Origin of the sequence: Brevibacterium sp. H602 (genome assembly GCF_051172395.1) — a bacterium.
Lineage (GTDB): Bacteria > Actinomycetota > Actinomycetes > Actinomycetales > Brevibacteriaceae > Brevibacterium.
Genome location: NZ_JBPIZD010000011.1, coordinates 129,381 through 149,893, shown reverse-complemented (window position 1 = coordinate 149,893; position 20,513 = coordinate 129,381). Strand labels below are relative to the sequence as shown.

The 20,513-nt window shown below is 66.1% G+C and carries 19 protein-coding genes; 16 read left to right on the top strand and 3 right to left on the bottom strand.

Going from position 1 to position 20,513, the window contains the following annotated elements; all coding sequences use genetic code 11:
* Positions 1-13 precede the first annotated feature (13 nt).
* Together ACSBQT_RS10400 and ACSBQT_RS10395 are read right to left on the bottom strand one after the other, a co-directional pair.
* A complete protein-coding gene (locus ACSBQT_RS10400; protein ID WP_172174321.1) occupies positions 14-1,033 on the bottom strand; it encodes an aminoglycoside phosphotransferase family protein in 1,020 nt (339 codons plus the stop codon).
* The gene (locus ACSBQT_RS10395) at positions 1,030-2,028 is read right to left on the bottom strand and encodes a hypothetical protein (RefSeq protein ID WP_410711231.1); all 999 of its coding nucleotides are present in this window, start codon (positions 2,026-2,028) and stop codon (positions 1,030-1,032) included. Before ACSBQT_RS10395 ends, ACSBQT_RS10400 begins: the two co-directional genes overlap by 4 nt.
* Positions 2,029-2,263: 235 nt before the next feature.
* On the opposite strand from ACSBQT_RS10395, the gene rimP reads away from it, so the two are divergent.
* The 14 genes from rimP to ACSBQT_RS10325 all read left to right on the top strand — a co-directional run bounded on the left by rimP (position 2,264) and on the right by ACSBQT_RS10325 (position 17,021).
* The gene (gene rimP, locus ACSBQT_RS10390) at positions 2,264-2,728 is read left to right on the top strand and encodes a ribosome maturation factor RimP (RefSeq protein ID WP_169252659.1); all 465 of its coding nucleotides are present in this window, start codon (positions 2,264-2,266) and stop codon (positions 2,726-2,728) included.
* A 137-nt stretch (positions 2,729-2,865) separates the two neighbouring features.
* Positions 2,866-3,828: a transcription termination factor NusA gene (nusA, locus tag ACSBQT_RS10385; protein ID WP_101547295.1), complete on the top strand. Its 963-nt coding sequence runs from the start codon at positions 2,866-2,868 to the stop codon at positions 3,826-3,828.
* Positions 3,829-3,899: 71 nt separating this feature from the next.
* Complete coding sequence (locus tag ACSBQT_RS10380; RefSeq protein WP_101547294.1) at positions 3,900-4,175, top strand: YlxR family protein; 276 nt, start codon at positions 3,900-3,902, stop codon at positions 4,173-4,175.
* A 130-nt stretch (positions 4,176-4,305) separates the two neighbouring features.
* On the top strand, positions 4,306-7,230 hold the full coding sequence (infB, locus tag ACSBQT_RS10375; RefSeq protein WP_410711232.1) for a translation initiation factor IF-2: 2,925 nt from the start codon (positions 4,306-4,308) through the stop codon (positions 7,228-7,230).
* A 189-nt stretch (positions 7,231-7,419) separates the two neighbouring features.
* A complete protein-coding gene (gene rbfA, locus ACSBQT_RS10370; protein WP_139468786.1) occupies positions 7,420-7,854 on the top strand; it encodes a 30S ribosome-binding factor RbfA in 435 nt (144 codons plus the stop codon).
* 193 nt (positions 7,855-8,047) lie between these two features.
* Positions 8,048-8,929, top strand: a complete 882-nt coding sequence (locus tag ACSBQT_RS10365; protein WP_410711233.1) for a ligand-binding protein SH3 — start codon at positions 8,048-8,050, stop codon at positions 8,927-8,929.
* Between the two features lie 12 nt (positions 8,930-8,941).
* Positions 8,942-9,898: a tRNA pseudouridine(55) synthase TruB gene (truB, locus tag ACSBQT_RS10360; protein WP_435001690.1), complete on the top strand. Its 957-nt coding sequence runs from the start codon at positions 8,942-8,944 to the stop codon at positions 9,896-9,898.
* 99 nt (positions 9,899-9,997) lie between these two features.
* Positions 9,998-10,639 (top strand): hypothetical protein, encoded by a 642-nt coding sequence (locus ACSBQT_RS10355; RefSeq protein WP_435001689.1) that lies wholly within the window; start codon positions 9,998-10,000, stop codon positions 10,637-10,639.
* Complete coding sequence (locus tag ACSBQT_RS10350; protein ID WP_410711236.1) at positions 10,629-11,000, top strand: hypothetical protein; 372 nt, start codon at positions 10,629-10,631, stop codon at positions 10,998-11,000. Before ACSBQT_RS10355 ends, ACSBQT_RS10350 begins: the two co-directional genes overlap by 11 nt.
* A gap of 89 nt (positions 11,001-11,089) precedes the next feature.
* Positions 11,090-12,028, top strand: a complete 939-nt coding sequence (locus ACSBQT_RS10345; RefSeq protein WP_410711237.1) for a bifunctional riboflavin kinase/FAD synthetase — start codon at positions 11,090-11,092, stop codon at positions 12,026-12,028.
* A 91-nt stretch (positions 12,029-12,119) separates the two neighbouring features.
* Positions 12,120-12,389: a 30S ribosomal protein S15 gene (gene rpsO / locus ACSBQT_RS10340; RefSeq protein ID WP_039210907.1), complete on the top strand. Its 270-nt coding sequence runs from the start codon at positions 12,120-12,122 to the stop codon at positions 12,387-12,389.
* Positions 12,390-12,724: 335 nt separating this feature from the next.
* Positions 12,725-14,947 carry a polyribonucleotide nucleotidyltransferase gene (locus ACSBQT_RS10335; protein WP_435001688.1) on the top strand — a complete coding sequence of 741 codons (2,223 nt, stop codon included), beginning with the start codon at positions 12,725-12,727 and terminating at the stop codon, positions 14,945-14,947.
* Positions 14,948-15,009: 62 nt separating this feature from the next.
* Positions 15,010-16,281, top strand: coding sequence for a M16 family metallopeptidase (locus ACSBQT_RS10330; protein WP_410711239.1), 1,272 nt, complete (start codon positions 15,010-15,012; stop codon positions 16,279-16,281).
* A gap of 77 nt (positions 16,282-16,358) precedes the next feature.
* On the top strand, positions 16,359-17,021 hold the full coding sequence (locus tag ACSBQT_RS10325; RefSeq protein WP_410711240.1) for a TetR/AcrR family transcriptional regulator: 663 nt from the start codon (positions 16,359-16,361) through the stop codon (positions 17,019-17,021).
* Between the two features lie 22 nt (positions 17,022-17,043).
* On the opposite strand, the gene ACSBQT_RS10320 is transcribed toward ACSBQT_RS10325, so the two are convergent.
* Positions 17,044-17,502, bottom strand: a complete 459-nt coding sequence (locus ACSBQT_RS10320; protein ID WP_410711241.1) for an SDR family oxidoreductase — start codon at positions 17,500-17,502, stop codon at positions 17,044-17,046.
* 78 nt (positions 17,503-17,580) lie between these two features.
* On the opposite strand from ACSBQT_RS10320, the gene ACSBQT_RS10315 reads away from it, so the two are divergent.
* On the top strand, positions 17,581-18,741 hold the full coding sequence (locus ACSBQT_RS10315; RefSeq protein WP_435001687.1) for a Glu/Leu/Phe/Val dehydrogenase dimerization domain-containing protein: 1,161 nt from the start codon (positions 17,581-17,583) through the stop codon (positions 18,739-18,741).
* Between the two features lie 49 nt (positions 18,742-18,790).
* The gene (locus ACSBQT_RS10310) at positions 18,791-20,422 is read left to right on the top strand and encodes a thiamine pyrophosphate-binding protein (RefSeq protein WP_410711243.1); all 1,632 of its coding nucleotides are present in this window, start codon (positions 18,791-18,793) and stop codon (positions 20,420-20,422) included.
* Positions 20,423-20,513: the final 91 nt, after the last annotated feature.

Below are 20,513 nucleotides of genomic sequence, written 5' to 3'. Positions count from 1 at the left end.
GTAGCAATAGGGTTTAGCCGATGGGTTTGAGGGCGTGGGCGTTGACTCCGGCGACATCGGCGCCGGACAGCGCGCGGGCCACCCACAGGGAGCGGGCGGCGTCGGCCAGACTCGAATTCGAACCGCCGGAGGCCGCGCGCAGATACCAGAACATGTTCGTGATCTCCCTGGCAACGGTCGCCCCCATCCCGTACTGCGGATCGACCCCGGCGCACAGCGCCAGGTCCGTGGCGAAACCACGCAGCCACGCCGCCTGCGCCTGCGGATGATCCGAGGGGATCTCGGCCAGCCGGTTCCACAGCACCGGGGCCAAGGTGTACGCGGTCGGACCGGCCAAGGGCTGCGGATCGATGGCCTTCCACGTGGAGATGCCCGTCGGATCGGGATTGCCGGCGAGGATGTTGTAGTAGTGCAGATCGGCATGGATGAGCCAGTTCTCATCCGAGGACGCCAGAGTCTGCATCCAATTGCGGGCGAACGACAGCAGCAGAGAATCGTGCGGACCCGCCTCCGACCACCCGGTCAGCAGCGCGGCATCGGCATCGAACGAGTTCAGCCACCCGGCCACGACATCCTGGACCCGCAGGAACTCGGAGGTCGCCGGAATTTCCAAGGACCTCTGCAGCGCACCCCACACCGGCGGCACATCGGCCAGGGGAAGCACGGACAGATTGTCCTTCGTACGCAGCCGCTCCTGCAGAGTGACCCGGAAGCTGCGATCATCCCGGATGACCCGCACCGCCCCGTGCCCGTTCCACATCTTCAGCGCCCGCAGCACCTGCGCATGCGCGGCCGTATGCGCCGAGGTGGGAGCCGCGAACCGCAGCACCCCCTGATAGTTCTCCTGAGTGAGCACCGGAATCACCAAGGACTCGCATCCGGCCCACGGCGCCCCCGGCACATCGTCGAAGCGCAGCTTCCACCGATCGAGGAGCTCATTGGCCATATAGTCGAGCGCGGCAACCCACGAATCGGTGCGATATTCGCCGATGATCTCGCGCGTCGCGCGGTAGAGAACCGGTGGGACCTTCACTCCTGCACCTCCGCCTGCCCGGGTTCGTCATAGGTGAAACGCAGCGGCTGCGGAGCGGCGTAGACCATCCGGGTCCGGGCCGATTCCCAGAGTCGGAGAATCGCCGAGGCGTCCGCCTCCAACCAGGGCAGAAGCGCGGAGGCGATGCCGTCTTCCAACGACAGCGCCAACTCCTTCGCGGAGTCCGCATCCGTCGGTGAGGGATCGAGCCTCCACGCCGAGGCGGCCGGATCGGCTGCATCCTCACCGAGGCGTTCGAGCATCTCCCCGGACAGGGCACCCAAGGAGTCGAGCCTGGCCAGCGCCGCTTTGCGTTCGCGTGACTTCGCATCGAAGTTCACGGCCAGCCGTTCATAGCCGTAGGCGGCTGCCCGCGACTGATTGAGGATCGCGTTGAACATCTCCGCCTGCCCCTTCGGCACCTGGCTTCCAGAGTCGTTCGTCCCAGCATCGGCGTCGGCTCCGCCGGTGGCATTAGGTGACGCCGACGCATCATCGCCGCCGTCCCTGCTCTGGTCAAGTTCCTCACGGCCAGCGCGGATGAGTTCGTCGGCGGTGGTGATGATCTCCGGCTTCTTCGTCCCAGCGAGCAGAGCCAGGCCCGTGGCCACATCGGCCAGGACGGGAATGAGATCCGAACCCAAGGACGCTGAGGCCTCGAAGACGGCGCGGGAAGCCACCTCGGCGGCCTGGACGAAGGTGCGGTTCTCCTCTGTCGGCGGCGCCTCTGTGGCGAATTCGGTCGGCGGATTCCATTCGGGACCGATCGCCGCAACGAAGTCGGCAAGGTTCTCACCAGCAGATTCGGGATCGCCGGCGCCGGGAGAAGCGGAGTCTAAGATACGGGCCAGACGATTGCGCAGCTGCTGAGTCGCATCAAGAGTGGGGATCTCGGGATCCTGATCGAGTCGCAGGCCACAGGCGGTGAGCAGGCCCAGACTCAACCCGCCGACGCCGGCAGTCAACAGGCCGCGGCGACTGACGGGAGAATGCATACGGCAATCCTATCGGATGCCCCGCCATCGCTGAGCGACACCGGACCGTCGCCCGCCCGTCGCCCGCCCGACCGCAGAATGAGACTCGACACCCGGCAGAACCGCGCCGAAGGCTTAACCTCGACGGCGGCTGTCGCTTAGGGTGGGTGAGAACACGGCGGTCGCACAGGTGCACGGTGCGCCGACCCCCTCGCCCCGCCTCGGCGAAGGGGACGCACAAGGATATGGAGGAGAAATGGACGAAGACGTCGAGCGGATCAAGGGCCTGCTCGCCCCGCCCCTGCAGGATGCGGGATTCCACCTCGAGACCGTCAAAGCGGTGGCGGCCGGTCCGCGGCGCACGCTCACCGTCGTCGTCGACCTCGACGAATCGAGCACCGATCCGATGTCGATGGAGAAGATCGCCGAATCGACGAAGATCGTCGGCGACGCCCTCGACGAGGTCGAGATCTTCCGGGACAAGCCCTACCAGCTCGAGGTCACGAGCCCCGGTGCCACCCGGAAGCTCGAGACCCCGCGCCACTTCCGACGCGTCATCGGCCGTCGCCTGGAGATCACGACGAAGAAGGACACCTTCAAGCTCGACCTCGCCGAGGTGGGGGAGAGTTCGATCACGGGCACGGACCCCCAGCGCAAGGAGTCGAAGACGGTCGACCTCGGCGAGATCCGCAAGGCCCAGGTGGAATTGAAGTTCCGCTGAGGCGAACCTCACGTACCTCCGGCGGTGCGGCGGCCCCTTCGCAGACAGAATGCGGGCGCGGACTGGGATAGACTGTTACGCCTGCATAAGTGAACACAGACAATTCAATGCTCGGTTGAGCGAGAGAGGACTTAGACATGGACATCGACCTCAATGTTCTGCGCGTCATCGAACGAGAGCGTGAGATTCCGCTGGAAACCCTCATCGAACTCATCGAACAGGCGCTCTTCCTCGCCTACCAGAAGACCGAAGGGGCCTGGCCCGACGCCCGTGCCGAACTCGACAAGTCCACCGGCGAGGTGCGCATCCTCGCCGTGGAATTCGACAACGACGACAATCCGATCGGCGAGTTCGACGACACTCCCACCGGCTTCGGCCGCATCGCCGCCCAGACCGCTCGGCAGGTCATCCACCAGCGGCTGCGTGATGTCGAGGACGAGACTCTGCTCGGCACATTCAAGGGCCGTGAGGGCGAGATCGTCTCGGGCATCATCCAGCAGGGCCGCGACCCGCAGATGGTCCAGGTCGACATCGGAGACGTCGAAGCCGTGCTGCCCCCGCACGAACAGGTCCCCGGCGAAACCTACGCCCACGGCACCCGACTGCGCGTCTACATCGCCGACGTGCACAAGGGCACGAAGGGCACCTCGGTCACCGTCTCCCGCACCCACCCGAACCTCGTGCGCCGACTCTTCGCCCATGAGGCTCCGGAGATCGCCGACGGCACCGTCGAGATCGTGTCCCTGGCCCGCGAAGCCGGCCACCGCACGAAGCTCGCCGTGCGCGCCACGAAGCCGGGAGTCAACGCGAAGGGATCGTGCATCGGCGAACTCGGCTCCCGTGTGCGCGCCGTGATGAACGAACTCGGACAGGAGAAGATCGACATCGTCGACTACTCCGACGACCCGGCGAAGTTCATCGCCCACGCCCTGTCCCCGGCCAAGGCCAAGAGCGTCGAGATCCTCGACGCCGCCGCTCAGGAATCCCGCGCAGTCGTCCCCACCGACCAGCTGTCCCTGGCCATCGGCAAGGAAGGGCAGAACGCCCGCCTGGCAGCCAAGCTCACCGGCTGGAAGATCGACATCGTCGCAGGCGAATAGCCTCGTGCAGTGATTCGCACCACTGGCCCCTTGGCGCGAGCGGGGGCGCCGGTGCTGTAGAATCATTCATTGTGAATGTTGGTGATGGACCCGTAAGGACGTGCATCGCCTGTAGGCAGAAGGCCGGTCGGGACGAGCTGACACGCTTCGTGTTCCGCCCCGATCAGCACCCCGCCGTCGTCCGCGATGTGTCAGCGACACTGCCGGGACGTGGTGCGTGGGTGCATCCTGATGCGAAGTGCCTGGACAAGGCCCTGACCACTGCCGCCTTCGCTCGATCCTTTCGAACGAAGATCACCGCCTCGGACCTCCCGAGGCCGGACACCGAACCCAAAGAGAACGGGTAGCCGAATGGATGACAAGTTGTGAGTGTCGCACGATGACACCCAAACGGAATTCGAGAGAGCAGTGAAATGAGTACTGCTCTTCATTGATGAGGTTCTTTCCTGACCGGGAAAGAACCCGGACAGGAGAACTGTGGCAAAGCCCCGTGTCCATGAGCTCGCAAAAGAGCTCGGCACAACAAGTAAGAACGTCCTCGAAAAGCTCCAGGACATGGGCGAATTCGTTCGCTCCGCCTCTTCGACGCTCGAAGCGCCCGTCGTGCGCCGCGTGAAGGAGGCGTTCGCCGATTCCTCTTCCGCCGATGGTGAGAAGTCCACCGGCGCGAAGAAGGCCGCCAAGTCGGCCGCGAAGCCCGGAGCCCCGAAACCCGGTGCGAAGCCCGCACCCAAGCCCGCCGCGAAGTCGGCTGCCAAGCCGGGTGCTGCGAAGTCCGCCGGTGCGGCGAAATCGGCCCCCGCCGAGGATGCCGCCCCCGCTGCGAAGTCCGCACCGAAGCCTGCCGCCAAGCCGGCGACCCCGGCTGCCCCGAAGGCAGCCGGATCGACCGAGGCTCCCGCAGCCAAGCCGGCTGCCTCCTCGGCGCCGAAGCCCGGAGCCCCGAAGCCGGCTGCCGCGCCCAAGCCCGGTGCCCCGAAGCCCGGTGCTCCCAAGCCGGGTGCTGCCGGGAAGCCCGGCGGTCGCGGTGCCGCGCGTCCCGGAAACAACCCCTTCGCGTCCTCGCAGGGAATGCCGAAGCCCGGTCGCGGACCCAAGCCCGGCGGTCGTTCCGGCGGCCAGGGTGGCCAAGGCGGTCAGGGTGGCCAGGGCGGACGCCCCGGCAACAACCCGTTCGCACCTTCGCAGGGAATGCCGAAGCCCGGCCAGAAGCAGCGCGGATCCGGTGAGGAATCCTCGGGCGGTCCCCGTCCGGCACCTCGCCCGGGCGCACCACGCCCGAACCCGTCGATGCTGAAGAACTCGGCACTGAACAAGCCCGCTCCCGGCCGCGGTCGCGGCGGCGGCGGACGCGGAAACGCCCCAGGCGGCGGCGCACCCGGTGCACCGGGCGGCGCACCCGGCGGTCCTCGTCGTGGACCCGGCGGCGGTCCCGGTGGTCGCGGTTCAGGTCGCGGTCGCGGAAGCACGCAGGGCGCATTCGGCCGCGGCGGCGGTCCCCGTCAGAAGGGACGCAAGTCGAAGCGGGCGAAGCGCGCAGAGCTCGAGCAGATGCAGGCTCCCTCGGTCGGTGGCGTCACCGTTCCACGCGGAGACGGCAACACGCCGCTGCGTCTGCGTCGCGGCTCCTCACTGGCCGACTTCGCCGAGAAGATCAACACCGATCCGACGAACCTCGTGACCGTGCTCTTCCACCTCGGTGAGATGGCCACGATCACCCAGTCCCTCGACGAGGCGACCTTCGAGGTCCTCGGCGAAGAGCTCGGCTACAAGATCGAGATCGTCTCGCCCGAAGACGAAGACCGTGAGCTGCTGGAGACCTTCGACATCGACCTCGATGCCGAAGCCGCAGAAGAGGACGACGAGGACCTGCAGGCACGTCCGCCGGTCGTCACCGTCATGGGTCACGTCGACCACGGTAAGACCAAGCTGCTCGATGCGATCCGCTCGGCCAATGTCGCTTCCCGCGAGGCCGGCGGAATCACCCAGCACATCGGTGCCTACCAGGCCGAGGTCGAGCACGAGGGAGAAGATCGCAAGATCACCTTCCTCGATACCCCTGGTCACGAGGCGTTCACCGCCATGCGTGCCCGTGGTGCGAAGTCGACGGACCTCGCGATCCTCGTGGTCGCCGCCGACGACGGCGTCATGCCGCAGACGATCGAAGCTCTCAACCACGCTCAGGCGGCCGATGTGCCGATCGTCGTGGCCGTGAACAAGATCGACAAGGAAGGCGCCAACCCCGCCAAGGTCATGCAGCAGCTGACCGAATACAACCTCGTGGCCGAAGAATACGGCGGCGAGACCATGTTCGTGCCGATCTCCGCGCTCAAGCGCGAGGGCATCGACCAGCTGCTCGAATCCGTTCTGCTGACCACCGATGCGGCCCTGGACCTGCGGGCGAACCCCGACAAGTCCGCTCGCGGCATCGCGATCGAAGCCAAGCTCGACAAGGGCCGCGGTGCGGTTGCCACCGTGCTCGTCGAGTCCGGCACCCTGCGTCAGGGCGACGCCATCGTCTGCGGCACCGCCTACGGACGTGTGCGTGCGATGTTCGACGAGAACGGAAACGTCGTCGAGGAGGCCGGACCCTCCCGCCCCGTGCAGGTGCTCGGTCTGTCGTCCGTCCCGCGTGCCGGTGACTCGTTCATCTCCACCGATGACGATCGCACGGCCCGTCAGATCGCTGAGAAGCGTGACGCCATCGAGCGCAACGCCGCTCAGGCCCGCGGTCGCAAGCGCATCAGCCTCGAAGACTTCACGAAGGCTCTGGCTGAGGGCAAGGTCGACATGCTCAACCTCATCCTCAAGGGTGACGTCTCCGGTGCTGTCGAAGCGCTTGAGGATTCGCTGCTCAAGATCGATGTGGGCGACGACGTCGACCTGCGGATCATCCACCGCGGCGTCGGTGCGATCACGGAGAACGACATCAACCTGGCCACGGTCGACAACGCGATCGTCCTCGGCTTCAACGTCCGTCCGGAAGCGAAGGCTCGCGACCTGGCAGACCGCGAAGGCGTCGACGTCCGCTACTACTCGGTCATCTACCAGGCGATCGACGACATCGAGTCCTCGCTCAAGGGCATGCTCAAGCCCGAGTACGAAGAGGTCCAGACCGGTACCGCGGAGATCCGCGAGGTCTTCCGCTCCTCGAAGTTCGGCAACATCGCCGGTTCGATCGTCCGCGACGGCCTCATCAAGCGGAACTCGACCGCTCGCGTCACCCGCGACGGAATCGTCATCGGCGACAACGTCCACATCGAATCGCTGCGCCGGTTCAAGGACGATGCGACCGAGGTCCGCGAGGGCTACGAGTGCGGTATCGGACTCGGCAAGTTCAACGACCTGCGCGTCGGCGACATCATCGAGACCTTCGAGATGCAGGAGAAGCCGCGCGACTGATCGGTCGCACAGCGAGTCGTACCCTCTGATCCGACAGCGCAGCAGCGCAGCCGAGGAGGATGGGACTCACACCGTGAGTCGACGGCTCCGGTCGGCCCCCGAACGGGGGACCGGCCGGAGCCGGTTCGATTGCACAGCTATCATAGGGCCGGAAGAGTTGTTCCGGCCCCGAACAGAAGGACACGCACAATGGCAGACTCGACACGGGCCCGCAAGATCGCCGACCAGATCAAGGTCATCGTCGCCAGCACCATCGAGCGCAAGCTCAAGGATCCCCGCCTCGGCTTCGTCACCGTCACCGATGTGCGCGTGACCGGCGATCTGCAGCACGCCACCATCTTCTACACCGTCTACGGCGACGACCAGGATCTCGTCGGCACCGGTCATGCCCTCGAATCGGCCAAGGGCTTCATCCGCTCCGAGGTCGGCAAGGGGCTGACGATCCGTCTGACTCCGAGCCTCGAATTCATCGCCGATGCCGTCCCCGAGGCGGCCGCCCGTCTCGACGGACTGCTCGCTCAGGCTGCCGCCGACGATGCTCGAGTCGCCGGGTTGGCCAAGAACGCGCAGCATGCAGGTGAATCCGACCCGTACAAGAAGGCCGACGACGCCGACGAAGAGTGATCGTCGCATCCCAGCGAACAGAGTGCATCGCGCCTGGTCAACGGGGGAGAGCGGCAGAATGACGGCTTTCTGCCCGATTTGAGCTTCGTCACGTCGCGAAATAAGTTCTCGTAACAGTTTTGTTATCTTTCCGAGATGTCGTAGACTTTTTGCGGTAACGAAATGATTACGACTCTGTTAAGGGAATTCTGCATTGGGTAAGCACTCCTCACCGAAGCCGTCGTTCGCGAAGCAGCTGATCCGGGACCTGGCTCCCGGCAAGCGCCCCGCCGGTCGACGCGCAGCGAATGCGCCGTCCTCGGCGACTTCCGTGCTGGCGACCGTCAAGCAGCGTCCCGTCGTCGCCGCGATCGCCGTTCCAGCAGCCGCGACCGCCGCCGTCGTCGGTTCGACCGTCGTCATGGGACCACCCGAATCCGGCAACGTCACCACCGAGGCCGCATCGACGACACCCGAGGAGTCGACCACTGCCTCGACCCCGAGCCAGAAAGAGCTCGACGCCGAACGCAAGAAGGCCGGCGAAGAGTACCTGGAGAAGGTCAAGGACGACCCGAAGTACAAGAACAAGACCTCGAAAACCGATCTCGAGGTCAAGGCTCCGCCGAAGCCCAAGCCGACCGCTGAATCCTCGGCCACTTCGGAGAAGAGCGACGATTCGTCCTCCGACGAGAAGTCTTCGGATGAGAAGTCCTCCGGTGAGGGCGAAGGCACCTCCTCGGACACCTCGGCTCCGCCGTGCAGCGTGTCCTCCTCGATCGAGTCCGGCCTGCTGCCGAACGCCGTCAACGGCTACCGTGCAGTCTGCGCGAAGTTCCCCGAGGTTAAGACCTTCGGTGGACGTCGCCCCGGCACCGGTTCGGACCACAACACCGGTGAAGCCGTCGACATCATGATCACCGGCTCGACCGGCGACCGCATCGCCGACTACCTCATCCAGAACCAGGGCGCCCTCAACGTCAAGTACGTCATCTGGAAGCAGCGCATCTGGATGCCCGGCAAGGGCTGGAAGGCCATGGAGGACCGCGGCAGCGCCACGGCGAACCACTTCGATCATGTGCACGCGTCCTTCAACTGATCGCCGCACCCAGTGAGCGATACTTCCCCACAAGGCGTTCTCGTCTGCGATAAACCGCAGGGACTGAGCTCCCACGGCGTGGTCTCCCGCATCCGCCGCTGGTTCGGGACGAAGAAGGTCGGCCACGCCGGCACTCTCGACCCGATGGCCACGGGCGTCCTCGTGCTCGGCCTCGGCCGCGGCACCAAGCTGCTCACCTACATCACCGGGGTCTCGAAGACGTATTTCGCCACCATCCGTCTGGGGTCGTCGACCCCGACCGATGATGCCGATTCCGAGCCCGATCGCTTCGCCGATCCCTCCGATCTCGCTCGTGTCGACGCTGCGGCCATCGAAGCCGCCGTGGCCAAGCTGCGCGGCCCCATCGATCAGGTGCCCAGTGCCGTCTCGGCGATCAAGGTCGACGGCAAGCGTTCCTATGCCCGCGTCCGTGCCGGCGAGAACGTCGAACTCAAGGCCCGACGTGTCGAGGTATCGGCCTTCGAAATCATCGACATCCGCTTCGCAGCCGAGGACGGGCATATCGACGTCGATGTCGAAGTCGACTGCTCGTCGGGCACCTATGTGCGCGCCCTGGCCCGCGATATCGGCACCGACCTCGGCATTTTCGGGCACCTCACTGCGCTGCGGCGGACGCGCGTCGGCGATTTCCACATCGACCAAGCTGTGACGCTGCCTGAGGAGCTCGACGTTCCCGCGCCCACCCTCATCTCCCTCGCCGAGGCGGCCCGCACCCTCTTGCCCGTCGTCACCGTCGATGCCGATCGGGCCAGAGCTCTCATGCAGGGTAAGACTGTTGCGGCCGGTGACTGGCATACAGGCTCCGACGCAGACAAAGCCGAACCTGCCGGCGACACGGGGAACCGGGAAGTCGCCGTCGTCTGCGATGATGCCCTCGTCTCCGTGGCCGAAGTGCGTCGGAACGGCGGTCTGAAATCGCTGACCGCCTTTGCCATCGACCTCGCCTGAGGGATCCAGCTTCCACGCTCAGAACAACTAAAAAAGTTGTATTCATCAAATACAACCGAAACTCTTGTATCTGAGGCAATCATCTGGTCTACTTGTCCTATGTTCGTCTTGACCATCGACCAGCAGGATTCGCGGTCGAACGCCGACGCGGTGCCCCGCATCCTCGATGCTCTCTCTCCGATCGACACGGTCATTCCCTTCGCCCGCACCATCGGAGACGAAGTCCAAGGAGTCCTCGACGATCCCGACGCCGTCGCCGAGGCGGTACGCCGAATCGGGATCGACTCCGAGTGGCATATCGGCCTCGGAATCGGCGAGGTCGAACGGCCGCTGCCCGAGACGACCACCGAAGGCAGGGGAGAAGCCTTCTACTCCGCCCGCCAAGCGGTCGAAGCGGCCAAATCCGCACCCGCCCACCTCGTCGTCAGCGCCGATCCGGACGTCGTCAGCGCGAACCCGGACACCGACCATCTTGGGCTCGCAGAGGCGGCTCTGCGGCTCCTCATCAGCACACTGACCGAGCTGCGCGGTCACTCCCGCGGATACGTCGGATACCGACTCGACCATCCGGACGCCACACAGGCTGCGATCGCCGCGGAATTCGACGTCTCCCAGCAAGCGGTCTCCCGGGTGCTGGCGGCCGGTCCCGCCGAGATCATCGCCGGAGCCGAGCATCTGGCCCGACATCACCTCGACCGGCTCCAACGAGCCCTGTCGGAAGGAGACGCACATGTGGACTGACGTGCTCGTCGCCATCGCCGCCGCCGTCATCGCGGCCCTCATCGGCTGGCCGCTCGTCCCGTTGCTCCTCCGCCTGACCCATGCGGGCCCGGGCTCCAAACCCGAACGCACAGGAGCCGAGGACGTCGAAGTCCTGCGCGGCGGACTGTGGATCGGCATCGTCGAACGCGCACTCATCGCCGGAGCGATCGTGCTCGGCCGGCCCGAACTCATGGCCGTGGTCATCGCGGTCAAAGGACTCGGACGCTTCGCAGAGATCAAATCCTCGGCGGCCGCGGGGGAGCGGTTCATCATCGGCACCTTCGTCTCCATCGCCCTGGCCTCCCTCCTCGGCGTCATCGGGTGGGCGATCATCGCCTGAACCGTCCTCCCGCCTCGGCGAGGTCCGGGTTAGGAGGCGGAAGATCTCTGCGATAATCTGAATCGGTGCACGGAAGGAGCGAATGTCTGGTGGAGCTGTATCACGGACTCGGTGAAGTCGAGGTCGACGCTGTCGGCACCGTCGTCACCCTCGGCAACTTCGACGGCGTGCACCGCGGACACGAAACCGTCCTGACCACCGTCGCCGCCCTGGCCAGGCAAGAGGGCCTGCACTCGATCGCAATGACCTTCGATCCCCATCCGCGCACGGTCCACCGCCCCGAAGAGCCGACCGTGATGATCAACTCGACCCGGCAGCGCGCCGACCTCATCGCCGCCACCGGAATCGACGGCCTCCTCATCCAGCCCTACGACCTCGACTTCGCGGCCCAGTCGGCCGAGGAATTCGTGCGCCGATACTTCGTCGAAGCCCTGCGGGCGAAGATCGTCGTCGTCGGCGACGATGTCCGCTTCGGCAAGGACAACGAAGGCACGATCGAGACCCTGCGCCGCCTCGGCGAGAAATTCGGGTTCCGAGTCGAAACGATCGACGAAGTCGGGCGCGGGGGACGGTATTCGTCCTCCCGGATCCGTGAGCAGCTCACCGCCGGTGATGTCGCCGAGGCGGCCGACCAACTCGGGCGCTACCACGCCCTCCACGGCACCGTCGTCCACGGCGATGCCCGCGGCCGCGACTTGGGATTCCCGACGGCGAACCTCTCGGAGAATCCCGACGGACTCGTCCCGGCCGACGGCGTCTACGCCGGCTGGGCGACGTTCTCCGGTGAGGATCAGGCGTACCCGGCCGCGATCTCCGTGGGCACGAACCCGACCTTCCAGGGACAGGTCCGACGGGTCGAGGCGTATGTGCTCGACAAGGAATTCGGCGAATTCGACGTCTACGACCGTGAGATGACTCTCGAATTCGTCTCCCGCATCCGCGGGCAGGTTGCGTTCACCGGGATGGATGACCTCATCGTGCAGATGCATGAGGACATCGCCGATGTGCGCGAGGTCCTGCACACCTGATAAGCTGATCTCTGCCGTTTTCACCGGCCGCGGTCCCATAGGGCAGAGACTTCAGGTCCCTGCGCCGCGCAACGACACGAAGGAGAACTCCATGGCTCTCGATACCGCTGTGAAGCAAGAGATCATCAAGGAATATGCAACTCATGAGGGCGACACCGGTTCTCCCGAGGTCCAGGTTGCACTGCTGACCCGCCGGATCACCGACCTGACCGAGCACTTCAAGGACCACAAGCACGACCACCACTCGCGTCGTGGCCTGCTGCTCCTCGTCGGCCAGCGTCGCCGCATGCTCAAGTACCTCGCGAAGGTCGACATCGAGCGTTACCGTTCGCTCATCAAGCGCCTCGGCCTGCGCCGCTGATTCGAGTCTGCGTAGCTGAAACGCAGAGCGTCCCACCTTCGGGTGGGGCGCTTCTGTGCTTCTGCGGTAGACTTCGTACCGGACAACCACGCCATGGACGTTTCGGTCTTCGGTAGTGGCCTCCGGAGGAATGAGCGCTAGGGCGCCGGTTCCGTGGGCCCCGATCGATGACCGGCTTGGATCCATGGGATGTCCGAGCCAATATCCCGCCGGAACGGCGCGGGGTCGCGCACTGCCGAGGGCACAACGCCGAAGGCAGCGCGTCCACTCATGCGTTGAGAACGAAAACCTGCGCACCACAGACCACCGCGTGCCGGCACAACATAGGAGACTACGTGGGACTCAACCCTGAATCCGCCGTTGCCCATATCGACAACGGCAGCTTCGGCAAACACACCATTCGTTTCGAAACCGGTCGGCTGGCCCAGCAGGCCGCCGGCTCCGCCGTCGCCTACCTCGACGACGACACCATGCTGTTCTCGGCCACCTCGGCCGGCAAGAACCCCCGTGAGGGCTTCGACTTCTTCCCCCTGACCGTCGACGTCGAAGAGCGCATGTACGCCGCCGGACGCATCCCCGGCTCGTTCTTCCGCCGCGAGGGTCGCCCCTCGACGGACGCGATCCTCACCTGCCGCCTCATCGACCGTCCGCTGCGCCCGTCCTTCGTCAAGGGCCTGCGCAACGAGGTCCAGGTCGTCGTCACCGTGATGTCGGTCAACCCGGACCACATCTACGACGCTCTGGCCATCAACGCCGCCTCGATGTCGACCCAGCTCTCGGGTCTGCCGTTCTCCGGCCCCATCGGCGGTGTGCGCATCGCGCTCATCGACGGCCAGTGGGTCGCCTTCCCGAACCACTCGCAGCTCGAGGACGCCGTGTTCAACATGGTCGTCGCCGGTCGCGTGGTCGGTGACGACGTCGCCATCATGATGGTCGAGGCCGAAGCCACCGACAACTCCATCGACAAGATCAAGACCGGCGCCCAGGCCCCCACCGAGGAGGTCGTGTCCGAAGGTCTCGAAGCTGCGAAGCCGTTCATCGCCGAGCTCTGCCGTGCACAGTCCGAACTCGCCGATCGTGCCGCGAAGCCGACCGTCGAATTCCCCGTCTTCCGCGACTACGAGGACGATGTCTTCGAAGCCGTCAAGGAACTCGCCGAGGCGAAGCAGACCGAGAACTTCAAGATCGCCGACAAGCAGGAGCGCGAAGCCGCCGGTGCCGCTCTCCTCGACGAGCTCTTCGAGAAGCTCGGTGAGCGCTTCGAGGGCCGTGAGAAGGAGATCGCGAACGCTCTCAACGCCTTGACGAAGCAGGTTGTGCGCAAGCGCATCCTCACCGAGCAGGTCCGCATCGACCAACGTGGACTCAAGGACATCCGTCCGCTCACAGCCGAGACCAACGTCATCCCGCGCGTGCACGGTTCGGCCATCTTCGAACGCGGTGAGACCCAGATCCTGGGTGTCACCACGCTCAACATGCTCAAGCTCGAGCAGACCATCGACTCGCTCTCACCCGAGACGTCGAAGCGCTACATGCACCACTACAACTTCCCGCCCTACTCGGTCGGTGAGACCGGCCGTGTGGGCAGCCCGAAGCGCCGCGAGATCGGCCACGGTGCTCTCGCCGAACGTGCCCTCGTGCCCGTTCTGCCCAAGCGCGAGGACTTCCCGTACGCGATCCGTGAGGTCTCCGAGGCCCTCGGTTCGAACGGTTCGACCTCGATGGGCTCGGTCTGCGCCTCGACGCTGGCCATGCTCTCGGCCGGTGTGCCGCTGCAGGCGCCCGTCGCCGGCATCGCCATGGGTCTCGTCTCCGACGTCATCTCCACCGACCAGGGCGAGCAGACCGCGTACGCGGCTCTGACCGACATCCTCGGTGCCGAAGACGCCTTCGGCGACATGGACTTCAAGGTCGCCGGTACGCGTGACTTCATCACCGCGATCCAGCTCGACACCAAGCTCGACGGCCTTCCCGCCTCGGTGCTCGGTGCCGCCCTCAAGCAGGCCCGCGAAGCACGCATGGTCATCCTCGACGTCATCGCAGAGGCCATCGACGCCCCGGCCGAGATGGCACCGACGGCACCGCGGATCATCTCCGTGAACATCCCCGTCGACAAGATCGGTGAGGTCATCGGCCCCAAGGGCAAGATGATCAACCAGATCCAGGAGGACACCGGCGCGGACATCAGCATCGAAGACGACGGAACCGTCCTCATCGGTGCCACCGACGGACCGGCCGCCGAGGCCGCCCGGTCGATGATCAACGCGATCGCGAACCCGCAGGTTCCCGAGGTCGGCGAACGCTACCTGGGCACCGTGGTCAAGACGATGAGCTTCGGCGCGTTCGTCTCCCTGACCCCGGGCAAGGACGGCCTGTTGCATATCTCCGAGCTGCGTAAGCTCAACGACGGCAAGCGCGTCGAGGACGTCGAGGACGTCGTCGGTGTGGGCCAGAAGGTCCAGGTCGAGATCACGAAGATCGATGACCGCGGCAAGCTGTCGCTGGCTCCGGTCACCGACGAAGACGAGAAGTCGGACGAAGAGGGATCAGACAACTGATACTGAGCAGTTCGCACACCGGGGAGGGCAGCCGAATCGATCGGTCTGTCCTCCCCGGTGGTTTGACGCTGACCACCGAACACATGCCGGGTCTGGCTTCGGAGACGATCGGGATCTGGGTCGCGGCCGGGTCCCGTGACGAATCCGCCGAGACCGCCGGCTCGACGCATTTCCTCGAGCACATGCTGTTCAAAGGCACCGGCAGCCGCGATGCGAAGACCATCGCCGCGGCCTTCGACCGCACCGGCGGGGATTCGAATGCGATCACCGCCAAGGAGCTCACCTGCTACTACTCCCGGTGCCTCGTGACGGATCTGCCGAACATCACCGGCCTGCTCGTCGATATGGTCTCGAACTCCCAGCTCGACGTCGAGGAGTTCGAACGCGAGCGCGGTGTCATCATCGAAGAGCTCGCCATGTCCGCCGATGATCCCGGAGACGTCCTCTTCGACGACTTCGATTCCCTGGTCTTCGGCTCGCATTCGCTGGCCCGGCCCGTGGGTGCGACGAAGGATCAGATCCGCGTGCTCGGCCACCACACGGTCATCGACCATTATCAGTCGACGTATATTCCGCCTCGTCTGGTCATCGCTGCCGCGGGCGGGGCGACCCATGAAGAGGTCCTCGCGATGGTTGAGGATGCTCTCGCCGAGGCGGGGCTCGGGTCCCGTGCCGACGTCTGGTCGGGCGCGGGGGCCGGGGACGCCGCCTCGGTGGCGAAGGGCTCGCACCTCGGTGGGGCCGCACGGGTGCGTCCGGAGTTCCAATCCGGGAAGTCGCACACCGTCAAAGACATCGAACAGCTGGGCATCATGCTCGGCTGCGAAGGCCTGCCGGAAGGCGACGACGACCGGTTCATCTACTCGGTCATGCTCACGATGCTCGGCGGCGGAATGTCGTCGCGGCTGTTCCAGAGCGTGCGCGAGGAGCGCGGACTGGCCTATGCCGTGAACTGCGTCGCCAGCCAGTTCACGGATACCGGCACCTTCGGCATCTATGCCGGCTGCACGGCCGAGAACGCTCAGGCCGTCGTGGATCTGGCCGTGAGCGAATGGGATCGGTTGGCACAGGAGACGCCGAGCCAGTTCGAGCTCGACGAGATCGTGTCCCAGCTGTCGGGGTCGATGGTGCTCGGACTCGAGTCCTCTGCCGCGCGGATGAATCGTCTTGCGCGGTCGGAGATCTTCGGGCTGCCGCTCGAATCGCCGATGGACCTCATTGAACGCGTCCGCTCGGTCACCGCCGAGGACGTCAGCGAGATGGCCGGACGGCTGCTGTCGCGGCCCAAGGCACTGGCCCTGGTCGGACCGACCGCCGAGGTCGAACTGCCCTGAGCGCGTCTCCGCGTTCGGGGCTTCGGTCCTCGGGCGCGGGATGCGGGCCGGCAGGAACGTGAAGGGAGACAGGCGAGGTGGCGAGGAAGAGTGCAGCGGTCCGCCGGGAGGAGATCCTGGCGGCCACGGTTGAGGAGATCGAGGCAACAGGTCTGCGCGCGCTGCGCGTCTCCGACGTCGCCGCACGTCTGGGTCTGAGCGCCAGTCTCGTCATCTACCACTTCGAAACGAAGGAAGCCCTCGTCGCCGAGGCCTTCGACTTCGCCGGGCGGCAAGATATCGATCGAGCGCGGGAGATGGCGGCTGGGACCGCATCGGCGGGGACGGACGCACCAGACGACGGCGGTGAAGATCACACGACGGTAGCCGCCTCGGCGAGGGGACGATCTACGGCCCTCGGACGGTTGCGGGACGTCGTCGGCTGGTACCTGCCCAGCGGATCCTCACGCAGCTGGAAGATCTGGATCGACGGCTGGTCGGCTGGGCTCTTCGATGATGCTCTGCGGTCGACGTTCGCCGCTCTCGACCGCGAGTGGAAGTCGATTCTCGTGCGCCTCATGGACGAGGCCGTCGCGGCGGGGGAGTCCCCGGCACCTGACGGGGGCACCGAGGCATGTGCGACCCGGATCCTCGCCTTTCTCGACGGACTAGCGATCCAGCTGATGGTCAACTCTGAGACCGTTGACACTGAGGTGCTGAACACCTGGGTCGACGACTTCCTCACCCGCGAACTTCACTGAGGCCGAATGCCGTGCGCTCAATTCAGTAGCGGGCGGAGAACCCGCCGTCGGCAGAGAGCAGCTGACCGCTGATCCACCGGCCCTCATCGGAGAGCAGAAATGCTGTGACTCCGGCGATGTCGCGAGGAGTGCCCATACGGCCGAGCGGCTGATAGGGGACCAGCCCGGCTCTCGTCTCATCGTCCATCCAGCCCGTATCGATCGGCCCAGGATTGACGACGTTCGCCGAAATCCTCTTCGGCCCGAGTTCCCGTGCAGCGGAGGAGATGACGATGCGATCGAGTGCGCCCTTCGACGCTCCATAGGGCAGATTTCCCGTGGCGTGATCGCTGGTGAAGGCGACGATAGCGCCTCCCGACTCGCCGGTCTGCCTCGCGAACGCCGCGATGAGCAGCAGCGACGCGCGTGCGTTGACGGCCATGTGGCGGTCGAAGCTGTCGGCATGCTTCGATCCTAGCGGCCTTGACGTGGTGGCCCTCACCCGGACAGACTGGAGTCACACGCCTTACTGAATAGCGGTTCAGTAAGAGTCTTGAGCCGCCGATCTTTTGGGAGTCCCATGTTCATGGACATCACTTGGCAGGATCCGGACACCGGCGCATACGGGTACGTCGTCATCGACACCCTCGTGCGCGGCACCGCTTCGGGCGGTCTGCGCATGCGCAGAGGCTGCACCCTCGAAGAAGTGCGCGGGCTCGCCCAGGGGATGACCCGCAAGGAAGCCATCCACCTCCGCCAGGGCCGACACTATGTGCCCGTCGGCGGAGCCAAGGGCGGAATCGACTTCGACCCCCGCGCACCCGGAGCCAAGGACGTCCTCGAACGCTTCCTCGTCGACATCAACCCGATCATGCACGCCTACTGGGCTCTCGGCGAAGACCTCGGCGTCCGCCAGGACGACATCGACGAGATCCTCGCCCGCCGCGAACTCGGCTCGGGGCTCTCCGCCGTCAACAAGCTCGTCGACGATCCGGCCGCCGTCGAGGCCCGCGCGGCCAAGGCCTTCTCCGCCGTGGTCGACGGCGTCGCTCAGGACGAACTCGTCGGCGGCCTCGGTGTGGCCACCTCGGTGATCGCTGCCCTGCACGACGCCGGCCGCGACCCCAGCGAATCCACCGCGGTCATCCAGGGATTCGGCTCCATGGGCGGAGCCACCGCCCGCTATCTCGCCGAGGCGGGACTGCGCATCGTCGGCATCGCCGACGCCGACGGGTTCGTGTCCAATCCTGCCGGGCTCGACGTCGAAGCGCTGCTGGCGACCCGTGACCAGTTCGGGGGTATCGACCGCGGAGCACTGCGCCCGGAGGATCAGGTCGGCGATCGTGACGACTGGCTCGCTGCCGATGCCGATGTCCTCGTCCCCGCGGCGGTGAGCTACTCCATCACCCCGGACAACTGCGACCGCATCACCGTCTCACTCATCGTCGAGGCTGCGAACATGCCCGTCCTGCCCGCCGCCGAAGAGACGCTGCTGGACCGCGGCGTCACCGTCATCCCGGACTTCCTCGCGAACTCGGCGACGAACGCCTGGTGGTGGTGGGTGACCTTCGGTGACGTCGACGGCAGCTGGGAGGACAGCCGCACCATCGTCACGACGACCCTGCGCGAGCTCACCACCGAGGTCCTCACCGCCGCTCGCGACCATGGCATCAGCCCGCGTGCGGCCGCGCAGGCGAAGGTCGATGCGAATCTCGCCGAACTCCACGCCGGCGATCACTGAGCACAGACGTCACCACTCGAACCGAGACCACTCAAGCTAAGGAACTTCCATGGTCGAACTCACCGGCGGCGCCCATCTGGCCAGAGCGCTCAAAGCCGAAGGCATCACGCGAGTCTTCGGCATCCCCGGCACCCACAATCTCGAGATCTTCGCCCAACTGAGCGCACACGGAATCGACATCGTCTCCCCACGTCACGAACAGGGCGCCGGCTATATGGCCGACGGTGCGGCCCGGAGCACCAGCGAGATCAACGTCGTCGTCACGACCACGGGCCCCGCCGTGCTCAATGCACTCACCGCGCTGCTCCAGTCCTTCACCGATTCGATACCCGTGCTCCTCATCTGTCCCGGAATGCCGCTGACCCATCCGGGCCGCGGCAACGGACTTCTCCACGAAGTCCGCGACCAGACGGCCGCACTTCGGGCCGTCCTCACCGAGGTCCACCGCGTCACCAGCCCCGGCGAGATATCGCTGGCCGTCGGACAGACCCTGACGGCCATGCGTGCCGGACGCACCCGACCCGCCGCCATTGAGATCCCCCTCGACCTCATCGAAGCCACCGGCCCCGGCAGCCTCCACCCCTCGATCGTCCGTCCCCTTCCGACCGCCGATCCGCACGCCGTGGACACCGCCGCCGAGGCGGTCGCAGAGTCCCAGCGACCGCTCATCATCGCCGGTGCCGGAGCCCGATCGGCCGGTCCAGCGCTCCTCGAGCTGGCTGAGACACTGGGTGCCGGGATCATCCTGTCCTCGAATGCGAAGGGCATCATCGACGACAGCGAACCGCTGTGCCTCGGGGCCGTCGGAGTCCTCGACTCCCTGCCCGAGCTGCTCGCCGGCGCCGACGCCGTCATCGCCATCGGCACCGAACTGGCACCGAGCGACTTCTGGCCCGAACCGTTGCCTCTGCCCGAGACGGTCGTGCGCATCGACATCGACGAAGTCCAGATGCTCACGAACGGCGAGGTCACCCATCCGATCCTCGCCGACGCGGCAACGGCGGCGACCCAGCTGGTCGATGTGCTCCGGTCGCGCAGGTCCGAGGCGACCACCCGGGCGACCGCGGACTGGGCGGAGCAGAAGAAGGCGGCGGCCACCTCGGCGGCCGAAATTTCGGGTCGCCCCTGGGCGGACCTGTGCGGTGCACTCAACTCCTTCACCGCCGCGGCGGACTCGCCCGTGATCGTCGCGGCGGATTCGACGATGGCCTGCTACTACGGTGTGCAGACCGGGTGGTCGGCCAGAGCGGGGGACCGGTTCCTCTACCCGGCCGGGGCCGGGACGCTCGGGTACGGGCTGCCGGCAGGGATCGGCGCGAAGCTCGCGACCGCCTCGGCGCGGGTCATCGCGATCGAAGGCGACGGCGGATCGATGTTCACGATCGCCGAGCTCGCGGCAGCCGTGCAGGCGCAGGTGCAGGTCACCCTCGTCATCGTCGACAACGGCGGCTACGGGGAGATCCGCAACGAAATGTCCGACCGCGGCGACGAACCCTCCGGAGTCGTCCTCACCGGTCCGGACTTCCCGGCCCTGGCCAGGGCAATGGGCGCCCGCGGGGTCCATGTCGACGGTGAGGAGGCGCTGCTGGCGGCCCTCTACGAGGCGGATGGCCACGCGGGCCCGACCCTCATCCACATCTTCGAACGATCGCGGGCGGGTGAGGCCATGCTTCCGGGGTGAATGATCTGTTCGGTGTCTCAGGATTCGGGACATCGGGGCGGTGGAATCCTCGGATCGGGCGCGTGAGGACAGGTTTGCCGTTCTTTTCGCG

What these genes read in the sequence shown, in the direction of transcription:
- ACSBQT_RS10395 (WP_410711231.1), bottom strand. Translation starts at nt 2,028, where the DNA reads ATGCATTCTCCCGTCAGTCGCCGCGGCCTGTTGACTGCCGGCGTCGGC.
- rimP (WP_169252659.1), top strand. Translation starts at nt 2,264, where the DNA reads ATGGACGAAGACGTCGAGCGGATCAAGGGCCTGCTCGCCCCGCCCCTG.
- nusA (WP_101547295.1), top strand. Translation starts at nt 2,866, where the DNA reads ATGGACATCGACCTCAATGTTCTGCGCGTCATCGAACGAGAGCGTGAG.
- rbfA (WP_139468786.1), top strand. Translation starts at nt 7,420, where the DNA reads ATGGCAGACTCGACACGGGCCCGCAAGATCGCCGACCAGATCAAGGTC.
- ACSBQT_RS10355 (WP_435001689.1), top strand. Translation starts at nt 9,998, where the DNA reads ATGTTCGTCTTGACCATCGACCAGCAGGATTCGCGGTCGAACGCCGAC.
- ACSBQT_RS10350 (WP_410711236.1), top strand. Translation starts at nt 10,629, where the DNA reads ATGTGGACTGACGTGCTCGTCGCCATCGCCGCCGCCGTCATCGCGGCC.
- rpsO (WP_039210907.1), top strand. Translation starts at nt 12,120, where the DNA reads ATGGCTCTCGATACCGCTGTGAAGCAAGAGATCATCAAGGAATATGCA.
- ACSBQT_RS10315 (WP_435001687.1), top strand. Translation starts at nt 17,581, where the DNA reads ATGTTCATGGACATCACTTGGCAGGATCCGGACACCGGCGCATACGGG.
- ACSBQT_RS10310 (WP_410711243.1), top strand. Translation starts at nt 18,791, where the DNA reads ATGGTCGAACTCACCGGCGGCGCCCATCTGGCCAGAGCGCTCAAAGCC.